14 protein-coding genes and 2 pseudogenes are annotated in these 12,386 nt (G+C 59.2%); 7 read left to right on the forward strand and 9 right to left on the reverse strand.

The features are described from left to right. Positions 1–936: 936 nt before the first annotated feature. The gene (locus tag E3O54_RS15165) at positions 937–1,431 is read left to right on the forward strand and encodes an ASCH domain-containing protein (RefSeq protein WP_134401989.1); all 495 of its coding nucleotides are present in this window, start codon (positions 937–939) and stop codon (positions 1,429–1,431) included. A gap of 187 nt (positions 1,432–1,618) precedes the next feature. On the opposite strand, the gene E3O54_RS17415 is transcribed toward E3O54_RS15165, so the two are convergent. From E3O54_RS17415 to E3O54_RS15190, 5 genes and pseudogenes are all read right to left on the reverse strand, one after another. Beyond that, positions 1,619–1,825 carry a carboxymuconolactone decarboxylase family protein gene (locus E3O54_RS17415; protein WP_104099965.1) on the reverse strand — a complete coding sequence of 69 codons (207 nt, stop codon included), beginning with the start codon at positions 1,823–1,825 and terminating at the stop codon, positions 1,619–1,621. Between the two features lie 107 nt (positions 1,826–1,932). Beyond that, positions 1,933–2,835, reverse strand: a complete 903-nt coding sequence (locus tag E3O54_RS15175) for an alpha/beta fold hydrolase (protein WP_134343387.1) — start codon at positions 2,833–2,835, stop codon at positions 1,933–1,935. 620 nt (positions 2,836–3,455) lie between these two features. Continuing rightward, a complete protein-coding gene (locus E3O54_RS15180; protein WP_370248034.1) occupies positions 3,456–3,749 on the reverse strand; it encodes a DUF2945 domain-containing protein in 294 nt (97 codons plus the stop codon). 627 nt (positions 3,750–4,376) lie between these two features. Further along, positions 4,377–4,766: pseudogene (locus E3O54_RS15185) on the reverse strand (transposase); the annotation flags it as partial. Then, positions 4,762–5,028 (reverse strand): annotated as a pseudogene (locus tag E3O54_RS15190) (recombinase family protein); the annotation flags it as partial. The pseudogenes E3O54_RS15185 and E3O54_RS15190, both read right to left, overlap by 5 nt. Positions 5,029–5,445: 417 nt before the next feature. On the opposite strand from E3O54_RS15190, the gene E3O54_RS15195 reads away from it, so the two are divergent. Beyond that, positions 5,446–5,706, forward strand: a complete 261-nt coding sequence (locus tag E3O54_RS15195; protein ID WP_166805269.1) for a hypothetical protein — start codon at positions 5,446–5,448, stop codon at positions 5,704–5,706. Positions 5,707–5,977: 271 nt separating this feature from the next. Here E3O54_RS15195 and E3O54_RS15200 read toward each other — a convergent pair whose 3' ends face one another. The 4 genes from E3O54_RS15200 to E3O54_RS17420 form a co-directional block, all read right to left on the reverse strand. Further along, on the reverse strand, positions 5,978–6,376 hold the full coding sequence (locus E3O54_RS15200; protein WP_198411506.1) for an ester cyclase: 399 nt from the start codon (positions 6,374–6,376) through the stop codon (positions 5,978–5,980). A gap of 87 nt (positions 6,377–6,463) precedes the next feature. Beyond that, on the reverse strand, positions 6,464–7,036 hold the full coding sequence (locus tag E3O54_RS15205) for a GtrA family protein (RefSeq protein WP_134342721.1): 573 nt from the start codon (positions 7,034–7,036) through the stop codon (positions 6,464–6,466). Beyond that, positions 7,033–7,509, reverse strand: a complete 477-nt coding sequence (locus tag E3O54_RS15210; RefSeq protein WP_134342722.1) for a glycosyltransferase — start codon at positions 7,507–7,509, stop codon at positions 7,033–7,035. The genes E3O54_RS15205 and E3O54_RS15210 overlap by 4 nt, the downstream gene beginning before the upstream one ends. A gap of 90 nt (positions 7,510–7,599) precedes the next feature. Further along, complete coding sequence (locus E3O54_RS17420; RefSeq protein ID WP_338145491.1) at positions 7,600–7,674, reverse strand: hypothetical protein; 75 nt, start codon at positions 7,672–7,674, stop codon at positions 7,600–7,602. Between the two features lie 576 nt (positions 7,675–8,250). Between E3O54_RS17420 and E3O54_RS17075 the strand changes: the two genes are divergently transcribed. From E3O54_RS17075 to E3O54_RS15235, 5 genes are all read left to right on the forward strand, one after another. Beyond that, on the forward strand, positions 8,251–8,505 hold the full coding sequence (locus E3O54_RS17075; protein ID WP_241976934.1) for a YkvA family protein: 255 nt from the start codon (positions 8,251–8,253) through the stop codon (positions 8,503–8,505). Between the two features lie 218 nt (positions 8,506–8,723). After that, positions 8,724–9,722 (forward strand): acyltransferase family protein, encoded by a 999-nt coding sequence (locus E3O54_RS15225; RefSeq protein ID WP_134401959.1) that lies wholly within the window; start codon positions 8,724–8,726, stop codon positions 9,720–9,722. 322 nt (positions 9,723–10,044) lie between these two features. Next, positions 10,045–10,296, forward strand: coding sequence for a recombinase family protein (locus E3O54_RS17080; RefSeq protein WP_241976935.1), 252 nt, complete (start codon positions 10,045–10,047; stop codon positions 10,294–10,296). After that, positions 10,284–10,565 (forward strand): helix-turn-helix domain-containing protein, encoded by a 282-nt coding sequence (locus E3O54_RS17085; protein WP_241976928.1) that lies wholly within the window; start codon positions 10,284–10,286, stop codon positions 10,563–10,565. Before E3O54_RS17080 ends, E3O54_RS17085 begins: the two co-directional genes overlap by 13 nt. A gap of 1,065 nt (positions 10,566–11,630) precedes the next feature. Beyond that, on the forward strand, positions 11,631–12,317 hold the full coding sequence (locus E3O54_RS15235) for a hypothetical protein (protein WP_134401960.1): 687 nt from the start codon (positions 11,631–11,633) through the stop codon (positions 12,315–12,317). Positions 12,318–12,386 lie beyond the last annotated feature (69 nt).

Here is a 12,386-nt window from a genome sequence, read left to right on the forward strand (position 1 = left end):
TAGCGGCGCGATCCCACCACGTTGAGATCGCCAACGGTGACCGGTCGTGCGTCCGATCCCCACGCGCTTCGCGGCGGCGATCGGTCCGATCCCGGCAAGGATGAGTTTCCAATACTCGTCTTCGCGGTTGAGGTTTCTCTTGCGCCCACGTCTGGCCATCTTCACACTCCAAATCTTGGTGGAGTGTTGCGACGAGACCTAGAACTCGCCTGGCGTTTCTGGCCCTGTTTTCAGTTGGCGTTAACACCAGGACCTCAGTGGTTCCGCCTTTGGCGGCCACGAGCCGCGCAGTTTCTGCGAGAGTGTCCAACTGCCGACCGACGAGCAGCAGATGACCCCCACGCGACCAAATTCGAGGGCGAGTGCCCGACCAATGCCCTGCCCCGCGCCCGTGATGATTCCGTGCCTTTTGGTGAGGTCCAAATTGCTGAGATCCATGGACTGGCTACTTTCCGTTGATTGTGACTGGCTGACGGCAGCGGGTATCTCCGACTACTCTCAGACGTACTTCCACCACAACCGGCCACCACCGTCTTTTATTCACGATCCAGCGACCGCTTATCCCAATGTCACCGAGGCAACCTGCAGAGTCTCGTTACTGATCTGACCGAGGCAACCGATAGACAGCCATTGCTCCGGCGGCCGCGTCTTTGGTTGGGGGTCTGACCAGTAATGGAACAGTACTGAGGCAACGTCCGCGATGCTCCGCCGCAGCCCCACCGTTTCATATCCCATGGGTTTGAGGCGCGTAGGTTACGAGACACTTCGCCTATAGACCGGGTCGCTATGAGGGAGGGCTCCGCGTCCAATTCTCAGAGTCCCGCAAGAGGAACCCGCTACAGGAGGCATCACCGAGGCATGACGAATCGCTATGCCGTGCCGTCCTCAGTGGTGGAATTATCATGTGGCAGGCTCTATGGAAAGACTGCTCATGAAATGCCCGCCGCTTCGCCCGACACCGAGGCAGGCGCGGCGTTGTGGGTTGCCTACGCCGCAGCTCGTCCTGATGCCGTACGAACCTGCCCCGAGTACACCGTGGAGCACTTCGGCGACTCGGTGCGCTTGGCCGACGAACTGCTGCGGGATGTTACTCACGGAGCTAAGCGGGCCACTGCGGAGCTCGCCGCCGCGTTCGCCGCAGACGGCGACAAATTGACCAGAATCGGCTCGCACTGGATCGCTTGTGACAGCACGGGAGCCCCGCGCATTATCGTGCGCAGCACCGAATTTCGCCTGGGCACGTTCAGCAGCGCCGACGAATCATTCGCATGGGATGAGGGCGAGGACGACCGCTCTCTGGCCAGCTGGCGGAGCCAGCACGCGAAATACTGGACTCGTACTTGCGCCGCGCGAGGCGCCGTCTGGAGCGAGGACGACGAGATCGTATTCGAGCGATTCCGCGTTGTGTGGCCGCTCGCCTTGGCCGACTGAAGTGTAAGACATGCCTTCACCTCAACGTGAGTGTGTCCCGCAAACGGTTCGCTCGGACAAGGTGGGAAGAAACTACGCGGCGAGGCGACAGCTGACTCGCTCTCTGGTACGTCTGAAGATTCACAAACGCCAGTCCTTCGCCCATACAACGATCGTGACCCCTTCAGGCGGCTTGGACGACGCCGCGTTAGCCGGAGGTCGCTCGAACCACAAGCTCGGCGCCTCCTCCCTGCCTGTAACACATCGAGGCGGCGCTGAGCGCCGCCCGGGCTTCGCACCCGTGCATGTCCAGGCAGTACGCGCATCCATTGATCTGCGACGCGTGAATTTTCACCAGCGCCGGCAGAGCTTCACCCAGGTTTCCCGCGTGGATGTATTTCTCTAGGGCGAACATCGGTTTCTAGGCCTCGCGATCGACATCACCGACGGAGAGGCGTTGCTCAAATGACATTGTCGTTACCTTTCTGTCAGTGTTCATGGTGCTTGTACGTAGAACGACCGCTATTGCGCATGTCGTCCAATGAAGTCATCGATCAGATGCGCAACGGTGTCCAGCTGCTCATCCAAGGCGAAGTGCCCGGTGTCAAGCAGGTGCAGCTCAGCAGCGGGAAGATCATCGAGGTATGCTCGTGCGCCTGCTTCAGAGAAGAACTGATCGTTGCGCCCCCAAGGCACAAGCATGGGGGGCTGATGTTCGCGCATCCACGCTTGCCACGCTGGATACAACACGACGTTGGACTGGTAGTCATAGAGCAGGTCGAGCATGATCTGGTCTCGCCCGGATTGATCGAGCCAGTGCTGATCCAAAGTCCATGAGTCAGGATCGACGAGCTCTGGGTGCGCGGTCCCTTCGAGATGCTGGGAGCGCGTCGCCGCAGCTGTTAGCGCTCCGCGGATAGCGGTCTCCACCCCCTCTTGATCTGCCCAGTACCGAACCACAGACTGCATATTCGGCCCCAGCCCCGCCTCGTAGGCGTTGCCATTTTGCGCGATGACCCCCTGTATCCAATCCGGATGTCGCGCCGCGATGCGATACCCGATAGGAGCGCCAAAGTCGAAAACGTACATGAAGAACGCGTCAATGTTAAGGGTCACCAGAAACGCTTCGACGACCTCGGCAATGTGATCAAAAGAGTAAACAAAGTCGCCGCCGCCGGTGCTCGAGGCAGGAGCGCTACTGTAACCAAACCCCGGATAATCCGGTGCGATGAGATGCACCCGGTCGCTGAGCCGATCCATCAGGCGCGCGTACTGGTGCGACGCAGCAGGGAACCCATGCAAAAGCACGAGCGTCGGCCCATCCGCCGGACCCGCTTCCCGATAGAAGATCTCCAACCCATCGACTGTGACAGTGCGATGCCGCACCCCCGTGAGCTGATCAGTTTCCGTGGTGAATTCGGCCATACTGTCCTCGTTTCGCCTGCTTGTAACTACAATTCAGACTTTCACCCGCGGTACTTCATGTCAACACGCCCACAAAGTGGTGCCATTTTCGCTCTCCCAGACGAGATAGAAGATGACCACGTTTACCCCCCAACTCACCTCTACCCGGACTGCGGCGTACACCGTAATCGACCTCAAAACTGACAGGCGAGCCACCGACCCGATTTAACAGTTCGGCTTCACCTCAGCGCCCATCGTCATCATCTGCGCCGTGTCCGGGTCAGGATTACTGACCCGACTGGATCGTCGAGCTAGCAGCAACAGTTCACTCGGACTGAGTCGGAGAACGCACCTATCTGACAAGGTCGTGGGGCTGGTCTCGACCTCTTGAGTGCGCACGGTCTTTAATATCTTTGACGTGAACGGTGACACCGAACTCGCGTATCGTCTGCCCATCGACCAAGCCGATCCACTACCACCGATGGCGTCCACTTTAACCCGTGTCTGCCCGTGCCAGGACGGCGGTGTCAGCCACCGTTCCCGCGAATGTCGCCATCTGATCCGTGGTCGTTTTCCAAGACTGCCGACAATCACAGAGGTGCTCACGCTCGCCGTTTGTATGCATTGGTGGTCACGAATGGCTAGATTTTCGTCAGGGCCTCGCCCTTGTGCATCGCCACGTGGTCGGTCGTGTCGCTCGTGATCTCGTACTGCGGATCATCGGGACTGCAGCGGTGAGTGTGCCCTTTGTATTCCACGTCTATCGTATGAATTTTCGCGATGGTGCCGTGCACATGGCCGGCCTCGGAGTTCCAGCGCACGTGATCGCCGACTGAGAATTTTTTTGTCATTGGTATGCCTTCCACTGCCATAATGATGCTCTCGAACGTATTCGCTGTACCAGCTTGCTTCGGATTGGCACCCTCGGGTTTCACTCTTCCGGTGGATACCAGAGGCGGTTACCGTCGACTTTCGCGAAGCTGGTGAGGGTGTGGGGCTTGGTCGAGGTCAGGCNGAGGAGTCTACGGAGGACAGCACTCGGGCTCATCCCGAGGATCGCTGCAATTTCCCGGGCGGACTCACCCTGGTCGACGTAGTGCCGCACGGGAAACTCCCGTGAAATGTCTTTCGGGCGACGACCACAAGGAGGTGGCTGGATTCCATGTTCCTTAAATTGCCGAGAAAGCGTGGTTCTTCCGAATCCGGCGTCCTGTGCAATCCGGGTAAGAGTGTTCCCGGCGGCGGTCTCTGCGACGAAAGCACTCACCGTGAAAACTTCCCTCGCTGCGAGGTTACGGTGCCAATCCGAAGGGCGTTATTTCGGATCTCTGAAGCCGACGGCCGGTGGTTCGAGTATCAAGCCCAATACCGTTCATTTAAGCGGTTGAGTGGTGATTTCTGGCTCGTGGAGGGGTTGTGGCCAGTGCGCGTGGTGGAAGCGTTTGGCGGGCCGTTTTGAGACCTTGCGTTTGATGACGCGAGGGTTTGAACGTCGTCGTCGCGCGGGGTTCAGCCGTCGGATCAGGGCGCGTAGCGCATGGCGCCAGACCGCTTTGGCGTAGTCAGGGCGCGGAGGGGAAAAAAACGCCCTGAGTCACGGAACGGCGGGCGATGCGGAGTGCGGCGATGAGGGAGACCCGGTCAGGGTCGCGTTGAGCATGCTGGGCGGCCTCGACCATGAGGGTGCGGATCGCGTAGTGGCAACAGAGGTGCCCCCAGATTTCCTGCTTGACCAGGTCGGGGAATTTGGACCGCATCACCATGCGCGGACCGCGTTGGTGAGACTTCAGCTCGTCGAACACGGACTCGATCTCCCACCGTTCGGAATACACGGTCGCGAGTTCTTCCGCGGAGGCCTCGGCCGGATCAAGGATCGTGGTCAGCAGCCGGTCGGCGTCAGGGTTGTCGCGTCCGTCGTCGATCGTGTAGCCCACGACCCGCACGGTCAGTGGTGGTGTCGATTGCCGCCCCGGGCCCGAGGTCGGGATGATCGTGGTCTCGGCCGAGCCGGTCCAGCTTCCGAACCAGGAGCGTGTCACCATGACGCAGCGCCTTCAGGCAGGCCGCCAGGTGTGGCCGTCCGTCCTTCTTGCCGGATACCCGGTCCTCGTAGAGATCCCCTGCAGGGACGCCGGCAGCCAGGAGTGCGTCTCGTTGTAGATCAGTGCTCTGCGAACCATCAGCTTTTGACACGCGCATGCATCCGACGTGCATGCTCGACCCCTGTCATCTAAACGTTCGATTACGTGACATCACGTCCGTATCGCCCAGAAACCCGAAATTTGTCACATAATCCGCCAGGCATTTCACGTGTTGCAAAGGATCAGCGCGCAAGCCAAATTGACGAGAATTACTAATATCCTGCAGATGCTGAAACCGAGGCCTGTGAGTCTCAATGGTCAAGGGCGTTGTTTCGGAAGTTATTTGTGACCGATTTCTGAGTCATCAACCGGCTTGACACACCCCATTTGGGTCACATAGATTTTCTGCGTTGCTCTAGGCCCTGTCAGCGGATTCACTCACCACATCCAGGGAGTGCCTTGTCTACACTCGTCATTCGAGCGTCCGGGACCGCACCATGGCCACCGCCGAGACGGAGCCGCGTCCCCCCGTGACGGTGCCGGCGACCATTTGCTTCTCGAACAAGTAGCCGCCGGTGACGCACTCGCCTTCGGCCCCTTGTATGACGCCTCCGTCACCGAAACCTATGCAATCTGCATGTACAAGTTTGCAATGCCGTCGTCGGCCGACACAGCCATGGTCAAAATATGGATCTTCCTATGGAGCCACGCCGCCGCACTCAACGAACAGGCGGGTACAACAAAATTCATCGTGCTGTGTCCACTGCCTGGGCCGTCACCTCGCAGCGCCGCAGAAGCCTCCGTCAGCTGATTACCCGTGAGATCCGCTAGGTCAGCTCGTCCTCATAAGACCAACAAAACGCGCGGCGAAACGATACGCGCAATGTTGGTAGCGGCAACGAATTTACGAGCCACCCCTACCTACGCGCCAGCGTTGACGGATCGGAGGCGCTACCAGGCACACCAGTACAGTTCTGCCTGCGTGCCCAGTGCGCGATCAAGGCCGTCTCGCGTCATAAACCATAGTCAAATAAGCGTCCTCCGCCCTACTCCTTCTGATTAGGCACGCCAGTTATCGCAGGTTACGGTGCCAGGCCGAGTTGTTGGAGCATGCCCTGTTCGTCGCTGCTACCCCAACGCTCGACAAGTTTCCCGTTCTCGAACCGGCTGATTTGCATGCCACGAACAGACATCGTTTTCCCGCTAGCCGGGTGGCCCATGAGAGGGCCCTGGTGGGTGCCGGTGAGAGTGTACGCGAATGCGACGTCGGTGTCGTTCGCGACGAGGCGCTCGACTTCGATGTGCAGGTCGGGGAAAGCGGCAATCATCTCGCCAAAGAACGCTTTGTAGCCTGCGTGGCCCGGGCCCTGGCCCGGGGCCGGGTCGTTGTCGACTGCGTCTTCGGCCACGAGGTCGTTGAGAAGGTCGAGTTCTCCGCTGTTCACGGCGTCACCAAACTTCTGCTGTGCAGCAATATTCACTTCTTGACTCATGTGTTCGCTCTCTTCCCAGAATTAATCATGGATGGGTTTGTGTGGGCCACGAGGTGACCATACCGCCGTTGACGTTCAACGTTGGGAGTGGTGAAAGAATCTGAGCATGAATCCGATGCCGATGAGGACGGCCTGCATTGCAATTCCTGGCAGTGTCGTTGTCTCGACGACGGCCCAGAGCACAGCGGTGCGAACCGTCGCCTCGACGCCGTTGAGGGCGAAGGATCGGGCAAATCGGATACATCCGGATGCGGCAGGTCCTCGGAGGTCTCGGAAGTCGAATCGCTCTTGGAGGAGGAAATTGCCGACGATTGTGACGGCTGCAGAGATGATTGCAGCAGCGATGTACCACACGCCGAGAGCCTGCAGTCCTGCCATGATGAGCAGGTTCGTTACCGCGCCAGCTGCGCCGATGTTGACGAAGCCGGAAAGGTGACCGAAGCGGAGTGCGGCAAGTTGCGTGACGAAGCGGACCCCTTGCTGGAAGTCGGCTCTGGATACACCGGCTTGTCGTTCGTCGAAAACGAACGGTTCCTCCACCACGGTGACCGTATTGCGGGCCAGAATCTCGAGCAGTATTTTGAATCCTCGTGGCTGCAACGCTGATATATCTATGGTGGCGCGGTGTGCGGCGAAAAAGCCTGTCATCGGGTCGGTGCAGTTCTGCAGCCTGACGGGAGCATTGCGCGTGCCAGGAGGTTTGCTGCGGTGGAGACGATATGGCGGGATGCGCCTGCGAGCCCGCCGGATGAACCGTCGTCAAGGTTCCGGGAGGCGACAACCACATCTTCGTGTTCGCTAGCAGCTGCGGCTAGCAGAATCGGAATCATCTCGGGAGGGTGCCGCAGATCGCCGTCCATCACGATGCACCCCTTCCCGTCGCTGGCGGCAATGCCCTCGAGGACCGCGCCCGCTAAGCCGCCGGTGGGTGTACTTCGGTGGATGATGCGGACGGGGAGGCGGGCGGTGTTGCCGACGTGAACTATTACCTGCGGGGTGTCGTCCGAAGAGACGAAGATGATTTCCGCGTCGTAATTGGTTGTGGCGTCACTAATCCGTGCGGCGAGCTCAGCGATGCTCGGTGCCACATTGTAGGTGGGTATCACGATCGAAACGGCCATCAGCGGGTCATTCCTTTCCTGTCCGGGGCGAGGCGAGCGTTCTTGTTCGCCGCTAGCGGGAGGCGAGGTAGAGCCGGTGGGCGGTGATGATTATCGCGAGCTACGCCAGTCCGACGTGGTCTTGCCCGCCCCGTTGTGCCCGAGCAACCCGAATACTTCTCCCATCGGCACCTCGAGAGCGAGGTCGGCTAACGCCGCCGGGAACCGAAGGACCGCAACAGGCCCCTGATAGTTATTGCCATCTTTGTCATAAAACTGACGCTATTGACACCACCGTGAGAAGAAAGTGAGAGAGCCAACGCTCACCGAGAGAGCCATCGACGCCCGTGTCAAGGGCGGGCTCCCCAGCGGTCGGCTCGACAAACGCCAAGCAGCACCGAGTGGGACACACTTGAGTCGGTACAACTGGTGGACCCCATCTCGGTTCACAGCAATAACCGCCAAGGCCGACGAGGAAGTGGGTGATAGTCGGTTGGAATGCGATTGGAGTTGGAATACTTTGCTGCGACGAACGCTAAGACGCTCGTGGTTTTCGTCACGGGGGGGCGTGAATGATGACTGAATGGTGGCAGTTCGCGCTAGCGCCCTGGGAAGCCGCGCACTCTTCTGGCTCGCGCTCGTGCTTTTCCTCTGGATGAATCCACGCGTCACCTAAGAGGTGCATCGCTCAAGGATTTGTTGCGGCTCGTGCCCGATACTTCGCATCTCCTTCGGCGGCTCGCGAGCGATCATTCAGTGTCCATGGGCGTGCGAATATGGCTCCACATTCTTCTCTTTCACCTTCTATTTCCCATTGATGTGATCCCTGACTTCATCCCGGTTCTGGGATATGCTGACGGAGCCCTTATTGTCGCGATCGCGCTGCAGTTCGCGACCCAACAAGCAGGTAGCGTCGCGATCAAACGCCACTGGCCTGGTGCGCCGGAAGGACTAGCCGCGGTACTGCGACTAGCTGGCCTGCACCAAGGGGAGGCATCTGATCATCATGGGGTTTGAGGCGCCGAAGGTACGATGCATCCGCACCGATAGTTGCGCTGGACAGTTTGTTGGACATTACCTATGTCCTCGTCCATGGTCGAACGATGACGACTTCCCAGTGAATATTGGGAGGAAGATCTATCAGCAGTAGCGGGCAAGACGACGGTGGGACCAACGAGAAGAAATTCCTATCGACGGGAGCGCGCGTCCGTGCTGGCTTCCACGGAGGCCGCTCCGTGTCCCTCGACGCTGTGCGCGTGTTCGCAATGCTCGCAATCGTGGCCGGCCACATCTGGGTAGACGGTCCAGCACGACCATTTCTTTACAGTTGGCATGTACCGATCTTTTTTTTGCTCTCCGGTTATCTCTGGAAGGTCGGTCGGTCGTTCAACCGGGAGGTTAGGAGCCGGGTCAGGTCCCTCCTCATCCCCTACGCGGTCTGGCTCGTGCTGCTTGGAACGGTCACCTTAGGGACCGAAAGTGTGGAGGGCGGCTTCGATCCGATCAGGCTCGCGCACCTTCTCTGGGGCGGCCAGTTCGCGACCGATGGGCCCTTTTGGGCGATGTGGTTTGTGACAGCGTTGTTCTTCGCCGCTGTCATCTATTGGCCTGTGTCACGGTTGCCGCTACCCGGGCAGTGGGCCATCGCCGCGATACTTTTCATCGCGGCGGCGTACATCCCGGGACATCCTGCACGATTCCTGCCGTTGAGCCTGGGGCTCGCCCTTGCGTGCATCATCTTCATCGTTGCCGGGCGTTCGATGCGGCGGGCCCGGGGTATGGTGCGGCACCCGATTGTCACTGGTGTCGTGTTGCTTGCGGTTTCCTTTACCCTCATCGTTCTGGGATGGTCGCAGCCGCTTGATTTGAAGCGGCTCGATGTGGGTACCCCGGTCGTGAGCATAGTGGTGGCCGTCGCACTTTCCTTCGGCTTCATTCTCATTACAGAGGGTCTGCTGGGCGGCGATTCTGTTGGGGAGGATGCCAAACCCAGTGTCAGACGAAAGAGCCGAGTCGACGGCATTGGCCAGCTCTCGCGAGTGGTCACTCAACTTGCCCGGGCGTCATTAACGGTGCTCTTTATCCACCCTGCGGTGGTCACAGGCCTCCACTCATTGGGTCCACCGAAACCCGTGGTCTACCTGCTCACGATCGGAATCGCTTGGCCGGTGGGACTGCTGTTGCTGCGCCTCCCCCACAGCCGCGCTATCACCGGCCTCAAGCCAGCACACTGACCAGAAAAGAATGGCGTAAACATGCGAGCTCGGAACGCTGCGCCGCGGACGCCGCAACGACTTTCAATCCGGCGCCGAACTGAGCGTAAAACCTCGAAGCCGAACCGTTCCATATCCTTGAAAGTGGAACGCCTCCTACGGCGGAGTTTAGAATTTCGACACGCTGTGGAAATTCGTTCCAAAAGTTAGGTTCGAAAAGGTCTTTCGTTTCTCTCGTACAAAAACGACTTCCGGTACGGCCGCTGTGGATATTGGCTAAACTCGCGTCTCGACTGCCAAGCAAGACCTCGACCGGCAGCTCGACGCGCTCGGCGCCGTCGGGATCCCCGCCGATCAGGTCTACGTCGACAAGAAATCAGGCTCGACGACAAACCGACCGGGGCTAACGGCGGCTCTCGAAGTCGCTCGATACGGCGATGTAATCGTGGTGCACACCCTGGACCGTCTCGGCCGAACTGTTCGAGACACGCTAAACATGATCCACGACCTGCGCGAACGTGGCGTCGGGGAACGAAACATGCCGATCCGATTCGGGTCGACTCCGCCAATCCGGATGATTCGATGTCGCAGCTAGCCGTAGTCATGCTCGCCTTATTCGGACAGATGGAGCGCATCTATTCGCTCGAACGTGCCGCCCATGCCCGTGCAGTTGCGATGAGCAAGGGCCGGCGCATCGGGCGCCCCAGCGTCGTGGATCCCACAAAACTCGCCTACGCTGATCACCTGCGCAACGCGGGGCACACAATCCCCGACATTGTTTCTAAGACCGGCATCACGAAATCGAGCCTGTACCGCATTCTGCCTCCACGACGGGCTGACCCTGCTCCAGGTGCAGACGAGTAGAACGCAAGATCGACGAACCTGATGCAAAAGATTTGCCCATGATCCCGAATGAAATAGCCGACGCCTTCAGCAAAATCGACGTTCCCGTGCTCGTCGCTCTCATCACGACTCTCGTCGTAGAGTACTTTGCTACGCCCGATTGGAGGCCAAAAAATCACGGCTCATCCGTGATCGCCAGCAGATCGATGAGGTCATCTTCGCATTTCAGAAGGCAGCGATGCTCGCTCCGGCATTGCTTCCCGACGAATACATAACTCATCACCCAAACACGAGCGCGGTGAAACGACGCCAAATTGAAAGGCTCGCGCCAGCGGTCGACGCGCTTTTCGACGCGACAGCGCGGTTGCCCTCGCAATTCATAGCCAGACATTCCTGGCAGGTGGGAGCGGCGAGCTTCTTCGTGGCCTACTTTGCTGGCTTAGTTTGGTCAGAGCTGGAGTCTGAACGGCCCAACGGCGATCACCTCCGCGCAGCTGGCAGTGACATCAGCGAGTTCGACGCGAGTTCGCGGCACACGCGAGTTTTCACGACAGTCAGGAGCCGTGGATCAAATGGGCCTTCTCGAGGCGCTTCATGCGGGTTGATTACAAAGAGCAAGCGGAGGCCGTAATTGCCAAACACGGCCTCGAACTATCCAAGGAGCGCTCACGCCGGGCGGAGGGGTGACGAATCCTTTAATGAGCAGGGTCTGAGACCCTTGCGTGTCAGTGCCAAGAAGATCGAGCTTGAACCCTATCTGGCAGGGTTTCTGTGGAGTTTGGAGATAAATGGCGGCGCCCTGTGAAGCTCGATGTCACATTATCGGGCTTCGAGTCGTCTTACATCTCATGTGTTTCGACACACCGAGGTTACGAGACACCCCACACATGAATCTGACTGCATTTGGCGAATTGGGCGGTGCCGAGTGTCTCAAGGGTTGCCGGACGCAATCTCACCGCTGCCCTCATCACCTTGGTGAGCAGCAATGCTGCCGCGTCATGACCGCATCACCAGCCCTAACGGCGTGTGATTTCCGACCCCTGTTGTTGCTACCGCTCCGGGTCACCCCATGGGTAGGCTCGGCTCATGACCTCTGGAGCGGTAGTCAACACGTCGTCGCTCGGCAATGCCGTGCGGTTCGTCGACGTGCCCACCTCGCTGCCAATGAAGATCGGGATCTGGGGCCTTGCAATCATCGCGATCGGGTTCATCGCCGTGGTCCTCAGCGACCTGTTGGTTGGCGCAGATGGCCAGTTCGCCGATCGAATGTCGTTCCAACAAACAGGCCGGATCGGGCTGGTGGGGCTTGGAGTGCTTGTCGCCCTGATTTTCTTGGGCACCGCCGTATTCCAGCGCGCCAAGTTGCGAGCGGCAGAGGCGGTTCGACCCGACGCCTTTGTCTTCATGACGCAGCGCACCCCGGCACTCATCGACGCCCTGAAGACGATTGGGACCGACCGACCGCGACTGCGCCAGCACTTCGTGGTCACGCTCGGACCGAAAGGAATCGAGCTTTGGGGTCGCGGACGAACCGATGTCCCTCGAATGGCCCTGCCCTGGAACGACATTGATTACGCCCATCCCGGCCGACACATGGTCGAAATAGGAAATATCAGCGTCGCGGTTCTGGCCCTCCGTATTTTTCAGACTGTCGATGGGCGCCGGCTAGATCTACCGTTTCCGATTTTCGGTCCGCAAGGCATCAATCGCGCAGGAACTCATGATGCCAACAAGGTGCTCGATGCCTGCTCCCGCTATACGAGCATCGCCTGACCGACCGCAGCGACCTGAATCAGTCGCGGTTCCCGACAACAAATTCGGTAAACGAAAACATCAGCCAGT

Origin of the sequence: Cryobacterium sp. TMT2-4 (genome assembly GCF_004402575.1) — a bacterium.
GTDB classification, from domain to species: Bacteria; Actinomycetota; Actinomycetes; order Actinomycetales; family Microbacteriaceae; genus Cryobacterium; species Cryobacterium sandaracinum.